The sequence below is a fragment of the Synechococcus sp. PCC 7335 genome (assembly GCF_000155595.1).
In the GTDB taxonomy this organism is placed as follows: Bacteria; Cyanobacteriota; Cyanobacteriia; order Phormidesmidales; family Phormidesmidaceae; genus Phormidesmis.
Genome location: NZ_DS989904.1, coordinates 4,316,307 through 4,333,366 on the forward strand (window position 1 = coordinate 4,316,307; position 17,060 = coordinate 4,333,366).

Consider the following 17,060-nt stretch of genomic DNA (forward strand, 5'->3'; position numbering starts at 1 on the left):
ATAAATAAAGTAGGAAAAGTCTAAGGTCGAGCTAACAAATCAATTAGTTTTTTTCTTCTATCGTCTGACTAATTTACTAGCAGGCTGAACTAACTATCTACTTTTTCTATACGCCGACGAATTGAGTTGAGGTCGATGTAGCGATCAGTAACATTCCGTAGCTCGCGAGCAATCATACCTTCTGTCGAAACAACCGTAATATGTGTACTTTTGGAGCGTAGTAATTCAATTGCCCTTTCAAAATCACCATCACCGCTAAACAAAACGACTCGATCATATTGATCGACTGTATTAAACATATCGACAACGATCTCAATGTCTAAGTTTGCCTTTTGAGAATATCGGCCAGAGGCATCGTCATAATATTCCTTTAAGATCTTTGTCCGGACGGTGTAGCCCAGGCTAATCAATGCATCTCGAAAGGCTCTTTGATCCTGTGGATCTTTTAAGCCCGTATACCAAAAAGCATTTCCCAGGACATTACCTTCTATCTCTTTAAGGAAGTATTCTAATACTCGCTTCGGATCAAAAAACCAGCCGTTCTTTTGCTGGGCATAGAACATGTTGTTTCCATCTATAAAAATAGATAGCCGGTTCAGCATACGTGCAGCCATAGGAATTAGATAGCATGGGGATATAGAAGATCAGAATAGTAGCAAGGCGAAGTCATATCACAACTGCTACCCATTTGTTTATAGGGATTACTATAAGAACAATAAAGCCTTTGTTTAAGGAATAACTCGGAAAGACGGCCTGTTCGCATAGAACGACTGAAGACTGACTTACATACTCTCTAAAAGCACTTCTAAGCATTAACTTTTTAAGCGATAACCTTGTTAAGCGATAGAGTATAGGCTAGAGCTCATCGTTAATCTTGACAGTCAAAAACTATAAAGTATGTGTTGCGTTGTTATATTGCCCTAGGGTTAACTATTATAGGCGTTTTCTTCAACAATCAACGTTTTTATACAAACATATACTTTCTCATACTGAGTGTGTAACGATGCTGATTGGGGCTTTTCTTCACACCTTATGAAACGATAGAAATATATGATCGGCTATGCCCAAACCCGTTTCAAACTCTGAGCGTTTAAAGTCTGCTCAAAAGTCTTCGAGGAAAGCGAGGCGATCGCTATCAACTGATCGGCCCACAGCTACTTTAACCATCCAGGAGCGGCTAATTACCTGGCCACATCAGTTGACGGAAAAGCACTGGCGACTGGGGGCTTCTGCGCTACTTACAGCGATCGCGGCAGGGGCAATTGGACTGAATCTAGGCATTGTCAATCTATGGGAAAGGCAGGTTCAAAGTCTCTTTTTTGAGCTGCGGGGCCCCATAGAGGCACCTGAAGATATCGTAATCCTAGCAATTGATAAAGAGTCTCTATCTCAAGGACAGCACTACCGAGTTAACCCCGAGCGGTATGAAGAGTTGAGTGTGATTGAGTCTTGGCCGTGGCGACGTGAGGCCTACGCAAAGGTGATTTCACGGCTGATGGAAGCGGGGGCCTTGTCCGTATCTTTGGATATATTGTTTACAACCCCAAGTAGCTATGGTAAGACCGACGACGATGTATTCACGAACGCGCTAAAACGCTATGGCGATCGCATCGTTCTAGCTGCTGACTACAGCAGGACCTATCTTGACCAAGGGACTATTTATAGTGCAGCGCTACCCCTTCAGCAGTTTCGAAACGCAGGTATCCGTCTAGGGTCTATCAACTTTCCTAAAGAGCCCAACGATCAAATTCACCAGTTAGGTCAAGCCTTTTTGGCAGCGCAGGCCCTAGAAAACACTGAAAGCGCTTTTAAAGAGATTTCTTCTGCGACCTTCGATGATTTTTTTGAACCTCAGCCATTAAGTTTTGCCCAGGCAACGCTAGCTGCTGCTAGAAGACCTTACGCCCAAACGCAAGTAAGCAAGCCCGATAATCACTCCAATAGTTACTTAGCAAGCGAGCAGAAAAAAAGACAGCAAGAAAATATTTTCTTCTACGGTCCAGGCAAGACATTTGAGCAGATCCCCTTTTGGTATGTCTTGGATAGCAATCTCTGGCGCAGCTATCTAGACTCGGGTGATTACTTTAAAAATAAGATGGTCATCATTGGAACTACCGCTCCTGAGCGCCGAGACTTTCACAAGGCCCCTTTTGCGGGAAGTCTGCTATACCCGACTGAGATGGCTGGGGTAGAGATTTTAGCAAATACTGTTGCGACCTTAGACCAGACGCTCTCACCCACCCGACTAGTCAAAAGCTCTACTGCGAACGCCTTGGCAGTACTTGCTTTAGGCATGGGTGTGGGTATGCTCTTTCATCAGACCAAACGTCACTCTCAGCGAGCGTTAGTGACGATAGGTAGTATAGCTGTATGGGGTGGAATCAGCTATGCCGCCTTCACAGGTGCTCAGGTGATACTGATGACGGGTACGCCCATAGTGGCGATCGCTTCGATGGGCCTTGTCAACTTTGGTATTGGCTTTACCGGAGATCGATTTAAGCGTAACAAGCTGCGTACAACGCTTGCTCGATATGCTACGTCTCCACTGGTACAAGAGATCATTAGTGAACAGGACGATCTTCAAGATCTACTCGCTGATGTCCATACAGAATTAATCGGTACCTTATTGTGCAATCGCTACAGCATCTCAGCTGTGCTTGGATCGGGTGGCTTCGGGGAGACTTATCTAGCTCAAGATACCCTACGCCCTGGCTATCCGGTCTGCGTTGTCAAACAGCTAAAGATTGTCAGTGATAACCCCAAAGCTCATCAGCTTGCTAGCCGTCTATTCGCCGCCGAAGCCTCAGTTCTAGAACGTCTCGGTACACACAGTCAAATTCCTCGGCTACTTGCCTATTTTGAAGTCAATCAGGTCTTTTATCTTGTTCAAGAAATGATAGAGGGCAAACTCTTACGCGATCTCCTCTCTAGCCGACGTCCGTTCCCTCAAAGAGCCGTCGTTACTATGCTACGTGATCTCTTATCTATTATTAGCTTTGTACATTCGCAAGGTGTCATCCATCGTGATATCAAACCGTCTAATATCATCCGCCGCCATAGTGACAAACGCTATGTCTTAATTGACTTTGGCGCGGTCAAAACGATCTCTAATAGGATTTCTGAAGATAAGACTAGTGCGACTTCGACTGTTGGCATCGGTACTCAAGGCTATATGCCTAGCGAACAGTCAGCTGGAATGCCTACTGTCCGTAGCGATCTTTATGCGCTCGGCATCACAGCAATCGAAGCGCTAACTGGGCACCCCCCCAATGCGCTAAAACGCAGTGAAGATGGCGAAGTCATCTGGTCGCATACTGTAAACGACATTTCACCAGAAGTATGTAGGATTATCAATCGAATGGTGCGCTATGACTTCAACAAACGCTACGAATCTAGCGATCAGTGTCTAGCTGACCTCAATCAGCTGAATATGGATCAGCTTGTAGATGATGTTGTTATCAACGAAAGCGACTTTGGACAAGCATCCGAGTCTATTTATGGGCAGGGCAGTCAACCTGGCGCGATCGCTCTCAGCTCAGAGCTAGACGAAACTCAGATTCTTCCCGAAGATTGGCTCAACAATACTGAAACGAAGCCAGAAGATACCGAGATATAACGCTGATATAACGCTTGGGCTAGCTCACCTCAAACTAATTTACGGTGACGGATTCACCACGCCATTGCTCATCTGCTCACCCGGACCCGAGGGAACAGGTGGCTCCACAGGAACAGGTGGTTCAACAGGAGTCGGTGGCTCCACAGGACCAGGTGGTTCAACAGGTGGTTCAACAGGAGTTGGTGGCTCCACAGGACCAGGTGGCTCTACGGGTAGTTCAACAGGAACAGGTGGCTCTACGGGTGGTTCAACAGGACCAGGTGGCTCTACGGGTGGTTCAACAGGAACGGGTGGTTCAACAGGAACAGGTGGTTCAACAGGAACAGGTGGCTCTACAGGTGGTTCAACAGGTGGCTCTACAGGAACAGGTGGCTCTACAGGTGGCTCTACAGGAACAGGTGGCTCTACAGGTGCGGGTGGTTCAACAGGTGGCTCTACAGGAACAGGTGGCTCTACAGGTGCGGGTGGTTCAACAGGTGGCTCTACAGGAGTCGGTGGTTCAATAGGAACGGGTGGTTCAATAGGAACGGGTGGTTCAATAGGCGCGGGCGGCTCTACAGGCGGCTCTACAGGAACGGGTGGCTCTACAGGAACACCTGGGTCCATGACGGGTACGATAATCTCAATTTGGTCTGTCGGTGACAGTATCTCAATCGGCGGTTCTTCAGCGGCAGGCGTTATGTCTATGATATTGATAGGTGCCGGCGTGACTGCATCTGGTGCGATAGTATCCGGACTATCTACTGTCGGATTTTCTATATCAGTGGTAGGGAGTGTCGAATCCTCAGTAGTCGGAACAGCGTTGAGACTATCAACCGATTCTGGACTAGTGTCTGTACTTACACTGCTGTCTAAGTCACCAGTGAGGTTACCATTGAGTTCGTCAGCACTACTGCTGGTATTGCTGTCAGTTTCTACTGTGTCTTCTATCAAGTTTTCTGTGACTGCTGAGTCATTCGTTGCAGGCGAATTGTCTTCGATGGTTGGCGCTACTCCACCTTCTACTCCACTATCTAAGTCGCTATCAGTCGAGGCTTCTACATCAGCAGAGCGATCGCTGTTGTTGCCTACCGCTGACGAGCTACTTTCAGCGTCTTCCGTTGCATCTGCGGTGTTGGGCTGTAAGGAACTATCCGCTTCGAAATCTTGTGAGCTGCTTAGCTCACCGGTATCTCCTTCTAAGTATTGCTGAACTGTCTCATTGATCTCTAAGTCATGCACTTCTACGCCATCTGCCTCTAGCTCTAGCTCCAACTCAAGGTCTTGGGCTACTTGCATTTCCAACTCTTCTGAAGTGTCCAGTATTTCTTGATCAGTAGTGCCATTGCCCACCGTTGCTATATCTGTGCTTTCCACAGACGTGTCGGAACCCTCAGAAGTATCTGAGATAGTGCCTTCTACGGAATCAGGTTCTGCGGCGCCGTTAGTAGTGACGGGTGTCGATTGTTGAGAATCTGCTGCTGTGGGTTCAACGGTAGCTGGCTTGGGAACAACTTCTGCTGGTGGAGCTGGTCTGCTAAAGGAATCGGGGTTTTCGATAATACCGTTGCCATTAAGCGGACGTTGATTTGACAGTGCCTCCCTAATTTCCTGGCGAACGCCTTCTAAAGGATCATTTGCCTCCAAAGAACTACCTGGCTGAGAAGGTGCTGGTAGGTAGTCAAGACCTTCTGCTAGGCCACTAGTCTGCCAGAACAACTCACCGTCAAACTGATAGACCTGAGTGATTCGATCACCTTCGACCACACCGATCTCATGCGAGCGTAACGCCTGCTGCTCACTTCCGTCTTCGTTGAACAGAATCATCGGCCCGTTGGGGTTATCTGTCAGCGCACCGACGATTGTCGTTTCCGTCTCTGGTATGTAGCGTACAAACAGCGCGGAGCCTTGAATGCCTGTCACTGCATTAGGCGTTTGAACAGTGCTACGGCCTCTGCCTGGGGGAATCAACAGCAAAATGGTGCCATTACTTAGCTGGAAGTTACGAGTGCTTGGAGTAAATCGAAAGGTAGCCCTTTCTCCAATGCGTGCTAAAGAGTCGTCGTTGAAACGTAGCTCAGCGCGCGATGCTCTAGCGGTCCTTAGAGCATCACCGATGCTTAGGACATCAGCAATTCTTGCACGCCGACTTCTTTGCTCTCTAGGAACAAGCTGTACTCGGTTGCTCAAGAAATCTACCCTTGCCCACTCAAGCTCCTCAGGCTCTGCAACAGCCGCACAAGGTAGGAGGACAAGACTAGCTAAGGCGAGCCCTATAGACAAAGTCCACGAGAAGATAGAGCGATCGCGCTTCAGGTTAGGATGATTTGTCAACTGCTTATCACACATAGACGATGTATGGAGGAAATCCCACTGAAAAGTTCTGCTGATCTGCCCTTACCCTGTTCTTCTCTTACTCTATATTTAATGCTTTGCGTCGGCGCTTTAAGCGTTAGTAATTCCATATACTCTATTTTGAAACCTAATCAACGCGATTGAGAGCTGTTTAAACTAGACTTGTTCAAATCATGATTATTTGTTCAAACAAGATGAAGTTAGTTGAGAAAAACTGGCAAAAATTCAATTTCACTACGTTTTCTGCTGGATAGAGACTTCTGTATACGGATATAGATAGTGTAAGTTAATTTACACGTGTAGATTAGGCTGATTAACTACGGCCTATATGTCCTAGTCTAGAATTTGTGTGTTTTTGGTTCGAGGAGAACACACGGGTTTTGCCCCTTCAGGTTAATTGTCTATGCAGAACCGGGCTTTGTATGCTTGCCAGCGGGTTCTCACACTAAGTATCAGTATAGGCGGTGTGCTGAATGTATTATCCGTATCTGCTCTCTCACAAATAGGTACTGAGGGCCGAGTAGGCACTGAGGCAATAGGAACAGGCGGTAGTGAAACTGCTAATTGGGCAATCCAATCCGAGCAGGTATGGCAACCACAATCGTCACCAACCCAGACACCACCTGCTCTACCTAATGCTCAGACTAATACGCAGGCAAAATCTACACCTAGTTCTATCAGCTCGGCGATCGCTGTCGAAGAAACGGTGGTCGAAGGCACTCTCCCTCAGCTATCCGCTTCTTCCTGTCAGCGAGCTGCCTGTCTGATAGAAAGTGAGCTTGCAGCTCAGCTAGTTACTCAAAGAAACTTGACAGAACTAGAAGCGCTGCTAGAAGAATCAGCCAGGGATCAGCCGCGACTAGAAGAAACGTCTGCAGAGGAAGCTCTACCGGGAGTGGAACTACCCACAAAATCATCGACTTCCGCTGTCACTACACAACAGGCTGAAGCGATCGCACTAGAAACAACATTCTTAGATACGGTTACTTCAAAAAAGATGGCTCTCCTAGAGTCAGCAGCGCCGGTCAGCACTTCAGATAGAACCAGTTTTCCTTTTGATACCGCTAGTGAGGACCTTGTAGCACAAACGGATCGGGTTCTAGACGACGATTTAGGAACGCTACGGCTACAGCAAACGCGATCACGTGAAGATGAAGACCTAGGTGTCCTACGACTCTTGCAGACGACTCAGGCACCACCGCCCCCTCCCAATCCCAAACTACCGATTGCTTTCCTCGGCGGGCGCTTGGGATTTTTGAATACAGACAATGCGTTTCGGACTGAAACTGCGATAGAAGAGCAAATTTATCAGAGCGGACTGACGCTATATCTGTTTCCAAGGCTTTCAGAAAACACAAATTTATACGCGATCGCAGGAACGAGTCTCGCCCGATATGAAATTGATTACAACGAAGTAGAAGTACAAGCTGGCATACGGCATCGCCTGTTTCGTAGAACATTTGTACAAGTTGGCTGGCGTAACCAAAAGCTATATACCCCAGGCTATCGAGAAAGGCTTCTGGGTGTAAATTACTTAGACGCTATGGTCAGCCACCGCAGAATTTTAAGTAAGAGAGCATGGGTAGACGGTTTCTACCAGCTACGGCTTGGCTTTGCCGATCCGGCTAACGCTAGCCGACTTCGGCAAACACTCATCTCCTCTGTGAACTATGCACCAACTCCAAATCTTCGTACTAGCTTGCTATACCAGCTAGAATTTGACGACTATCTTCAAATTGACCGTTTCGACATATCTCACCAGTTTTTAGGCGTCATTAGCTATAACATCACGCCCGAAAGCAGGCTCAGCCTATTTGGCGGTACCCGCTTAGGCAACTCCTCTGCACCAAGAGTAAATTTGGATGATATTTTCTACGGTGCTGGACTAAATGTGAATATACCGCTGTTTTGATAGCCCTATATTCTAGGTTATTCTAAGCCTCATCTCAAGCAGCTACGATTGAATTGCCTACACTAAGCGCCGACTTTGGCCGCACTTGACTGTTTTACTGCAGACGCAAGCTGGTCTAACATTGCGGCAGTTGTTTCAATGCTCACGCAGGCATCAGTGATACTTTGACCATAGTTCAGAGCCTTCAAATCTTTAGGAATAGGTTGATTGCCTGCGATTAGATGGCTCTCGATCATGACGCCCATCAGGTGCTGTGAGCCAAGCCTTACTTGCTCAGCAATGTTCTCTAGCACAGTAACTTGGCGATTGTGATCTTTGTTAGCGTTAGCATGGCTACAATCAACCATGATGCGTGGATTTAGGTTTTGCTCAGCGAGCGTTTGGGCAGCGCTTTCTACATGGGCGCTTTCGTAGTTAGGGCCTTGTTTGCCACCTCTTAGAACCAAGTGGCCATCAGCGTTGCCTGTCGTAGAAACGATACTGGCATGGCCATCGCCGTTGATTCCAAGAAAATGGTGCGGCTGGCTAGCCGCTAGCATGGCATTAGAGGCCGCTTGCAAGCTGCCATCAGTGTTGTTTTTAAAACCGATAGGCATAGAAAGACCTGACGCCATTTCTCTGTGCGTTTGACTTTCAGTCGTCCGGGCACCGATAGCTGTCCAGGCAATCACATCGGCGATGTATTGTGGCGTGATGGGGTCTAGTAGCTCTGTAGCAGCCGGCAAACCCAGATCACAGAGATCAAGTAGCAGCTTTCGAGCTAATCGTAATCCTTCATTGATATCGTAGCTACCGTCTAGATGAGGATCGTTAATCAGACCCTTCCAACCAATACTTGTCCGTGGCTTTTCAAAGTAGACTCGCATGACAATTTCCAGCTGGTCTGAAAATCTCTCTCTGAGCTTAATCAGCTTTTGCGCATAGTCATAGGCAGCGTCTACATCGTGCACAGAACAAGGACCGACAATCACCAGCAGGCGGTGATCTTCGTTGTGCATGATATTACGAATGCGATCACGCGTTTCTGTGACTAAGGCAGCGGCCGTCTCAGTCAAAGGGAGCTTCGTAAGTAGTTGATTAGGAGCAAGCAAGGGACGATTTTCGACCACGTGAAGGTCTTGGGTCTTGTACATAGGTTGGGTATCTATCAATAGGTATGCGGCCGAATAATAGAGAAGACTTTCCCCATTGTGCCAGGTCACCGACCTATTGTGTGTCAGCGACTACACATCAAAGCAACCTACTTATAAATTCTTCTAGAGAAATTTCCTTCTCAATATATTGTGGTGCTTGCGGCTGATAGGGCCCCTTTAACCTATCTATATATGAGATATCAGCCTCCCTAGGCAACACAGGCACCTCTGGGTCGAAGTCGGTAGGACGCATCAGTGAACTAGAAAATCCTCTAAATATGATGATTTCGTCCGTTTCTTGTTCGATTTGGGCGTGAACTACTAACACTTCCTGGGGATGCTGAAGCGTGTAGGTTTCCAATCGAGTAGCTATTGTATCTTGGCTCATCACTGCTTGGATCAAGGTTGCCCAGATCGCGATACTGCAAAAAGCAAACGTCGTTCAGGTAATGCACTATCTATTGATTTAGTGCTGAGCGACCCTGACGACCCAGTTTAACAAAGACGAAATAAGCTAGGTAGAGGCTATAGATTACTAGTCCGACGATACCCCAGAAACCTAGGAATCCCCTAGTCAGGCCGCTATGTATATAGTCTTTGAAAAATAGTGAAGGCTCTAGCCAAGCCTGGCAAACAGTACTACTAAGCTGAGCGGCAGAAAATGCACAACGAATAAAAAGTATCTGTAAAATCCCACTTAGTACGCAGTAGGCTGAGATAGCCCAACGCCAGGCATTAAATCCTAGAATGAGCGATCGCTTGGGCTGTTCTCTGATTTCCTCATTAAGATCTGCCCAAAACCAAACGCTTAGAGGAATTAGAACCTTAGCTAATAGCGCTGTAATAAAGCTAATGCCCCAGCCTCCTATCATCAAGTAGACCGTAATTGCCAACAGGCTAGCAACTCGCCAGTAGATTGTCATCAGCGAGCTAATCGCTTCTGATTTCTTTACCCACGACCAGATCAAGATAGTCAGTGGGACAAAGACAGTAACCAGCAGCGCTAATCGATAATCGGTCCAAACCAAAGGACGCACTGAGGCAGGGTTTATAAGCACGCGGCATGCAGGAATAAATAAGCATTAATCAATGTAGCACTTGATGAACAGATGCAGCTCTGATCTGTCAAGCCATACTGGTATGAGCTATGTCGTTCTTTCATGACTCTGGGAATTGAAAGGCTGAAAGTAGTGAAACCTTGTACGAGTTGTTGGTTATTTGGTAACGGGTCTCCGCTATCTCAGCTATTCTCTTTTGAGAACCATCAACGAGCGATATAAGCAACCCTCAATTTCATTAGCATTCATTAGCAAAAGTCACAGGAGAAACGATTGAGCGTTTGGTGAGCGCTTGGATAGTCAGAATCTTGCTATACAGGCATTGCCGTGACGGTAGCTAGCTCTGCTGGATCTAAATGATGGTTGACAACTTCTCCATCACGAAACCAGATAATTCTATTAGTGAACCGAGCTACTTCGGGTTCGTGCGTAACCATCACAACAGTGATGCCACTTTTGTTTAGCTCAGAGAAGATATCAATTACGTCCTTAGTCGTCTGGGTGTCCAGGGCTCCGGTAGGTTCGTCGGCTAGAATCAGCAAAGGATTGTTAACGATGGCACGGGCGATCGCCACTCGCTGCTGCTGGCCCCCCGATAGCTGATTGGGCCGATTGTTCATCCTATTTTCTAGGCCTACCCTTTCTAGTGCTTCGGCAGCTCGCTGTTTTCGCTGTTTTCCTGAAACGCCGGCGTACATCATCGGCTGTTCCACATTTTCTAAGGCGCTAAGATGGGGTAACAGATGAAACTGTTGAAAGACAAACCCGATCTTTCGATTGCGAATGTGAGCTAATTCATTTTCGGCTAGCTTCGCAACATCTTGCCCATCGAATAAATATTCCCCTGTTGTCGGCTGATCAAGACAGCCAATCATGTTCATTGCCGTGGATTTTCCTGAGCCTGACGGCCCCATAATTGAGCAGTACTCACCGCCGTCAATAATCATATTGACATCCCACAGAGCGCGAACTTCGGTATTACCTGTGCCGTAGACTTTGGCAATATTGCGAAACTGAATCAGGGGAGACATTAAATAAAAATTGAAACGATTAAGTATGAATCTAGTAAGTGTGAATCTAGGTACTTTTTTCTATGCGCTGCGAAGCTCTGTGCGCTACGAAGCTTTATGCGCTGCGCAGTGCCACAATTGGGTCTAACTTCGAGGCTTGCCGCGCTGGAACAACGCCAAAGAATAAGCCAATGCTGCCCGAAACGCCGACCGCAATGACCACAGCGCTAATTGAGACACCTGCTTCAAAGGGACTGAAAGCCGCAATCAGAAAGATGCTGCCCGCACCAAAAGCAGTTCCGATGAGGCCGCCAAGCGCAGAGAGAATAATGGCTTCGATTAGGAACTGACTGAGGATATCTTTTTGTGACGCACCAATGGCTTTTCTTAAGCCGATCTCTTGAGTCCGCTCGCGGACTGAAACCAGCATGATATTCATGATGCCAATACCGCCAACGAATAAGGATATGGAAGCGATCGCAGCTAGCATCAAAGTCAATGCGCCAGTCACTGTATTAGCAATATCTAGCAGCGTATCTTGGCTTTGAATATAGAAGTCATCCCCTGCTGTAATTCGATGACGCAGTCTTAGCAAGTTAGTAATTTGAAATTCAGCGGTCTCCATCGCCTCTTGGCTAACTGCCGAAATAGAGATAAACCCTACTTCAATTCCATAAGGTGAGGTGCGGCCAGCGAGCCGACTCGTCAGTGTCGTAATCGGAATCATCACAGAATCATCGTAATCAAGTCCTAGGCTCGATCCCTTTTGTTCTAAGACGCCGATGATTTCAAACGTGATGCCTTTGAGCCGAATCTGCTTACCTACTGAGCTTTCGTTGTCGAATAGTCGTTCAGCTAGCGTGCTGCCAATTACCGCCACTAGACTGTTTGAGCGCTCGTCTAGATCGGTTAGGAATCGTCCTTGAGCTACTTCAAAGTTACGGACACCCAAAAATCCGCTCGTCGTGCCCGTAATGTTTGTACTCGTATTGCGACTACGATAGCTGACAATACCTTGAGTCGTCTTTTCTGCAGCAACTGCGGCTACAGAAGGGACTTGAGTTGAGATCGCTTTAGCATCTGCGAGCACCAGCGTCCTTGGAATATTGAGATCTCCTAGCTGCCTAGCCTCACGATTACCCGGAATGACAAACAGTACGTTGGGTCCTAGTGTCTGTAGCTGGCCGTTTACATACTTTTGAGCCCCTTCACCGATGCCAATCATAGCAATCACAGAGGCGTTGCCGATGATGATACCTAGCATCGTCAGGCCGCTGCGTAGCTTGTTAGCACTGAGCGTTTTGGTCGCCATTTTCAGGCTTTCAGCAAAATCCATGAAGTAAATCTATTCTGTTGATAGCTGATCTTTTGAAGTTTGGCCTTTCGAGTTCTTGAACAGACATCTTCTCTAGACATCTGACATCTCTAGAGTAACGAATTTAACTTGCCTTGTAAGCGCTATCAGATTCTTCGGTTAATGTCCCAAAGGCACTCAAAGCTAAATTAATCTATGGGTGGCGATCTATTATTCTGCGTCCTTCTAGCAGATCTCTTTTGTTTCGAAAGAGATCTGCCATAAAGTCCATGAACGGTTGAATCCGAGTCGTGGACAGCAACATAGACAGTTCATTCTTTCAATACTTTCTGGAGTTTGTTGCTAGAACCCCATTGCTCAACGCCATCGTAGAAGCTTTCCAAACACATAGCTGTTGATATACTTCTTCAATACTGTTTCCATTCTTCTTTGTAGGATGCTTGTGTGGCAAAGACCTTGACGAAGTACCAATCTATCTCTCCAACTGCCTATGCTGATGGACTAGGCCGAGAACAGTTCATGGATATCGGCATGCGTGAGCTATGGCCACAAATTCCGCGCATTGCTGGGCCTGCTTATACTGCGCGGTGTATGCCAGGTGATAATCTGATGCTGCATGCGGCAATCTACCGGGCTGCGCCAGGAGAGATCATTGTGGTAGAAGCAGGAGATAGTGACTACGCAATTAGTGGCGGCAATGTCTGCGCGATCGCCCAGAAAAGAGGCATTGCTGGCTTTATCATTGATGGTGCTATTCGAGACATTGCTGAAGTAAGAGAGGCTAGATTCCCTGTTTTTGCTAGGGGTTGCATTCCTAAACCAGGGAAGAAAGCGCAGTTAGGTGAACTGCAGCAGCCAATCATCTGCGGTGGCGTCAGAGTCTTTCCAAAAGACATTGTGATCGCGGATGAGGAAGGGATTGCTGTCGTGCCTCATAGAGAAGCCGAAGCAGTTTGGAAGATTGCCAAAGAGAGAGCAGATAAAGATGCCACGCAGTCGCTGTCAGAGTGGGAGAGCGCTCACCGCACAAAGATCGAAAAACTGTTATTAGAAAAAGGGTTTGTAGAACCTAGCGAGTAAGGTTGGCAGCTAATCGCGTGGATGTCTAGCAACGATTCTGTCAAAGTAACTATTTAGCAGCGGCGCTATCAAGCTGTGCAATCGAGTCAGAACTTTGACTTCTACCCCTGGAGAAATCTCAAATCGATTTTGCTGTACGCCTTGCAAGATGAGCCGTGCAACATCGCCTGCTGTCCACGCTTTAGCGGTTGCCGTAATTGCTTTGGTCGCAGCCGGCTTCGTTTTGTTTTCCTCGACAAGCTGGGGAGTCTGGGTATCAGGGGGATAAACCACAGAAACACCAACACCTATCGGCTTTAGCTCTGCTCGAAGCGATTCAGCCAGGCCTCGAACGGCGAATTTGCTAGGACCGTAGGCGCTATAGCCGTAAAGTCCAACTAGGCCAGCAGCAGATGAGATTAGGCATAGATGACCCGAGCGTTGTTGTTCCATGACGGGCAAGACGGCACGAATACAGTAGAGCGTACCAAAGTAGTTGGTAGACATGGCCGCTTCAAACACTTCTGCAGACAGTGCTTGAAAGTGTCCCGGTCGCGCAATACCTGCACTAGTCACGAGTAAGCGAGGTGGCCCAAGTTCTTCTATAGCGGTTTGAATCGCTTTTTCAGCCTGAGGGCGATCGCTTACATCTGCTACCACCGTCACTACCTTCTGCTGGACAGACCTTCTAGCCTGTTCTATTTCTGCTTTTGCCAACTGCAAGCGAGTCTGACTGCGGCCAATAATTGAGATGCAGCTACCCTGTTCTGCTAATTGCAGCGCGATCGCCTTACCAATCCCACTCGATCCACCGGTAATGATTGTGTGCTCAAGGTTGCTATTCATTTGGCCTATGGCAGATTAGCAAGCGCTTTTGCTCTCTTCTCAGTTTCCGCCTTAGCTGCAACCAAAGAATCTTCTAGAACCAATCGGTAGGTGCTAAAAAACAGCCCTCTTGGCGAACTATTACCCGGATCGATATTTACCCGGTGAGTGATCAGAACCTGTTCTGTTCCAGCTTCATCAGTCACTACCGGATCGAGCTGCCAAACGCCCTGCAAAGCATCTAGATCGCCATCCACCAGCCGAAAGTCTACTGTCTTTGGATAGGCTTCTGTTGATTCAATCACCACTCGGCTGTTAATCTCAAGCACCGAAGGAACCACAGAAATCACGTTCCTCTGTTCGAACACTCGGCGATTGTCTTCTGACTCTAAAAGCTCACTGTTCTCAATGTTGGGTAAGAACTTCTCAAAGTTGTCGTAATCTGTTAGTACTTCCCACGCTTGTGCCACTGGGGCATCAATCAGCACTCGCGCGACAAACTGCCCGCTATCACCATCTCTGGCTGCACTGACCATCACCTGCCCACCTTCCAAAGCAGCGCGTTCTTGAGCGGTAAGAGCATCGTAAACGCTTTGACTAGATTCGTTTGCAAGTAAGAGTTGGGTTTGGGCTGAGGCAGTAGTTGCTAGCGGTGTGATCAGAGTAAGCGCGATCGCGGCCAGTTTGCCTAGAGACCGAACGCGCCGGGAAGCATGACGAGAAGACATATATCGCGACTAACCTCACAGATTCTTCAGTATAAGTTACCTTATAGGCTGCCCTATGGTCTGCACCGAAAGTGACACCCGAAGTTTTGTGTGCTGCTAGGCTTGACTGGGTCCATAATACTCTCGCTGGAATGGGTAAGTTGGTAAGGCCAACTTAATTCGCTTTTGTTTCTGATAAAGCACTCTCCAGTCAATCACTTCCCCTTTGACGTATCGCTTTGCCGTAGCTTCAAGAGAAATTGCCGATAGGGAAGCCCCTGGAGAAGCTGTTGGAGAAGCTACTGAAGGAGAAACATAAGATGCTTTTGAATCAGAAAAGAGTGTCGGACTACCACTTTTGTAGCTGTCACTGTAATAACAGTCAGACTGAGGTCGGCCTGAGAGCGTCGCAATCAAAATTTGACGGAGAACCGAGAGAGAAGGAGAGATAATTGCTAGACGGCAGGAAAAGTGCGATCGCCCGGTGCTAGCGGTAAAACACAGATCAGCTAAGGCAATATCTGGATGAGCTGCCAAATACTGAGCATAGCGTGCAAGTAGCTGCGTTAACGCAGCAGGCGTCCTAGCAGATAGCGGTAGAAGATAAGAGGAAATAGGCTCGTGACTTGATGAATACGCTATGGGATCTCGATCAAGTCGATTAGAACGTTCATTTTTTGGGCGAGCATCTTCAAACAGTGGCGGCGGTGACTGCACAATCAAGTGTGCGTTAGTGCCGTTGAAGCCAAAGGCACTGACACCCGCCGTGCGAGAGTCTGCTTTTGGCCAAGGCGTTGTCTGCCGGGGCAGGTAAAAAGGTAGCGTCTCCCACGCAATCAGCGGATTAGGACAATCAAGATGCAGATTAGCTGGAATCTGTTCATGCTCAATCGCCAAAACAGCCTTAATCAGCCCGGCTATTCCCGCAGCGGCTTCCGCGTGGCCAATATTCGTCTTTAAAGCCCCTAGCACTACCGGCGCTGTCCTTTTAGCATCTGCGAACACCTGCTCTAACGCGCCAACTTCAATCGGATCTCCTAGTGCAGTCCCTGTGCCATGGGTTTCCACATAGTCCACAGCGGCCGGGGTTAGGCGGCTAGCGGTCAGCGCCTGCTGGATGACAGCGGCCTGGGCTAGTTTGCTGGGCGCAGTTAAACCATTCGTTCGCCCGTTGTGATTAGTCGCAGAACCCAGGATAACCGCCTGAATGCGATCACCTGCTGCTTGGGCATCGCTTAGCCGCTTTAGCACGACCATTCCACCGCCTTCTGCTCGGCCAAATCCACTTGCGGCTTTGTCAAACGTTCGACAGCGTCCATCTGCCGAGAGCATTCGTGCCTTAGAGAAATTAATGCTTGCCGCTGGGGTTAAAATTCGATTGACGCCACCTACTAGTGCTAGATTACATTCCCGTTGGCGCAGACTTTGACAGGCTAGATGCACCGCTACCAAGGAAGAAGAGCAAGCCGTATCAACTGCCAAACTAGGCCCGTTCACCCCTAGTAAAAAGGACAGCCGACCTGCCGCTACACTGTGAGAATTTCCCGTTGCCAGATAGGCATCAATTTCCTCTGGCGATCGCTCAAGTAGCTGCTGCCAGTGGTCGATACTACTAATCCCTAAAAAAACACCAACAGCGCGTTGATCGTCCGTGCTCAAAGCATCAGGTGCGACTCCGGCATGCTCTAGTGCTTCCCAACCGAGTTCTAGAGCAAGGCGCTGCTGCGGATCGAGCGTCACCGCTTCCCTTGGAGAAACGCGAAAAAATGCGGCATCAAAGTCATATAGGCTCGGGATAAATCCACCGTTGCAAGAGATCATTTTCCCAGGAGCAGTGGGTTCGACATCGTGATAGTGTTCGCTCGGCCAGCGATCGCTAGGGACCTTAGAGATCGCGTCAGTTTGTCTTTTTAGTAGCTTCCAAAATGAATCAGGAGAGTCCACCCCACCTGGAAAGCGACAGCTCATTCCCACAATGGCGATAGGTTCATACTGAGCCTGCTCAAGCGCGTCGAGTTTTGCCTGAAGCGTCTTGATAGCTAGAAGAGCTCGTTTGGTCGGCGAGAGCGAGGCGGAAGCATCATTCATAGA

At 48.0% G+C, this 17,060-nt stretch carries 13 protein-coding genes; 3 read left to right on the forward strand and 10 right to left on the reverse strand.

The window, feature by feature from the left end:
• Nucleotides 1-89: 89 nt before the first annotated feature.
• Complete coding sequence (locus tag S7335_RS18060) at nucleotides 90-614, reverse strand: NYN domain-containing protein (protein ID WP_198011393.1); 525 nt, start codon at nucleotides 612-614, stop codon at nucleotides 90-92.
• Between the two features lie 446 nt (nucleotides 615-1,060).
• Between S7335_RS18060 and S7335_RS18065 the strand changes: the two genes are divergently transcribed.
• Nucleotides 1,061-3,616, forward strand: a complete 2,556-nt coding sequence (locus S7335_RS18065; RefSeq protein ID WP_006457356.1) for a serine/threonine-protein kinase — start codon at nucleotides 1,061-1,063, stop codon at nucleotides 3,614-3,616.
• Between the two features lie 39 nt (nucleotides 3,617-3,655).
• On the opposite strand, the gene S7335_RS26185 is transcribed toward S7335_RS18065, so the two are convergent.
• Nucleotides 3,656-5,944 carry a FecR domain-containing protein gene (locus S7335_RS26185; RefSeq protein WP_006456634.1) on the reverse strand — a complete coding sequence of 763 codons (2,289 nt, stop codon included), beginning with the start codon at nucleotides 5,942-5,944 and terminating at the stop codon, nucleotides 3,656-3,658.
• Between the two features lie 409 nt (nucleotides 5,945-6,353).
• On the opposite strand from S7335_RS26185, the gene S7335_RS18080 reads away from it, so the two are divergent.
• The gene (locus S7335_RS18080) at nucleotides 6,354-7,862 is read left to right on the forward strand and encodes a hypothetical protein (protein WP_006455032.1); all 1,509 of its coding nucleotides are present in this window, start codon (nucleotides 6,354-6,356) and stop codon (nucleotides 7,860-7,862) included.
• A gap of 62 nt (nucleotides 7,863-7,924) precedes the next feature.
• Here S7335_RS18080 and S7335_RS18085 read toward each other — a convergent pair whose 3' ends face one another.
• The 5 genes from S7335_RS18085 to S7335_RS18105 all read right to left on the reverse strand — a co-directional run bounded on the left by S7335_RS18085 (nucleotide 7,925) and on the right by S7335_RS18105 (nucleotide 12,399).
• Nucleotides 7,925-8,995, reverse strand: a complete 1,071-nt coding sequence (locus S7335_RS18085; protein ID WP_006453729.1) for a 3-deoxy-7-phosphoheptulonate synthase — start codon at nucleotides 8,993-8,995, stop codon at nucleotides 7,925-7,927.
• Between the two features lie 97 nt (nucleotides 8,996-9,092).
• On the reverse strand, nucleotides 9,093-9,383 hold the full coding sequence (locus tag S7335_RS18090) for a hypothetical protein (RefSeq protein ID WP_006453966.1): 291 nt from the start codon (nucleotides 9,381-9,383) through the stop codon (nucleotides 9,093-9,095).
• 70 nt (nucleotides 9,384-9,453) lie between these two features.
• Nucleotides 9,454-10,032: a DUF3177 family protein gene (locus tag S7335_RS18095; RefSeq protein WP_227500028.1), complete on the reverse strand. Its 579-nt coding sequence runs from the start codon at nucleotides 10,030-10,032 to the stop codon at nucleotides 9,454-9,456.
• A 332-nt stretch (nucleotides 10,033-10,364) separates the two neighbouring features.
• Complete coding sequence (locus S7335_RS18100; protein WP_006457299.1) at nucleotides 10,365-11,084, reverse strand: ABC transporter ATP-binding protein; 720 nt, start codon at nucleotides 11,082-11,084, stop codon at nucleotides 10,365-10,367.
• A 94-nt stretch (nucleotides 11,085-11,178) separates the two neighbouring features.
• A complete protein-coding gene (locus S7335_RS18105) occupies nucleotides 11,179-12,399 on the reverse strand; it encodes an ABC transporter permease (RefSeq protein ID WP_006455441.1) in 1,221 nt (406 codons plus the stop codon).
• A gap of 423 nt (nucleotides 12,400-12,822) precedes the next feature.
• Here S7335_RS18105 and S7335_RS18110 point away from each other — a divergent pair, with 423 nt between their 5' ends.
• A complete protein-coding gene (locus S7335_RS18110) occupies nucleotides 12,823-13,458 on the forward strand; it encodes an RraA family protein (RefSeq protein WP_006455675.1) in 636 nt (211 codons plus the stop codon).
• 9 nt (nucleotides 13,459-13,467) lie between these two features.
• Here the strand turns inward: S7335_RS18110 and S7335_RS18115 are convergent, their stop codons facing one another.
• From S7335_RS18115 to S7335_RS18125, 3 genes are all read right to left on the reverse strand, one after another.
• Entirely contained in the window at nucleotides 13,468-14,283 is an 816-nt protein-coding gene (locus tag S7335_RS18115) for an SDR family oxidoreductase (RefSeq protein WP_006457135.1), read from the reverse strand.
• A gap of 5 nt (nucleotides 14,284-14,288) precedes the next feature.
• Nucleotides 14,289-14,990 (reverse strand): SRPBCC family protein, encoded by a 702-nt coding sequence (locus S7335_RS18120; RefSeq protein WP_006456192.1) that lies wholly within the window; start codon nucleotides 14,988-14,990, stop codon nucleotides 14,289-14,291.
• A 96-nt stretch (nucleotides 14,991-15,086) separates the two neighbouring features.
• The gene (locus tag S7335_RS18125) at nucleotides 15,087-17,057 is read right to left on the reverse strand and encodes a type I polyketide synthase (protein ID WP_006454732.1); all 1,971 of its coding nucleotides are present in this window, start codon (nucleotides 17,055-17,057) and stop codon (nucleotides 15,087-15,089) included.
• Nucleotides 17,058-17,060: the final 3 nt, after the last annotated feature.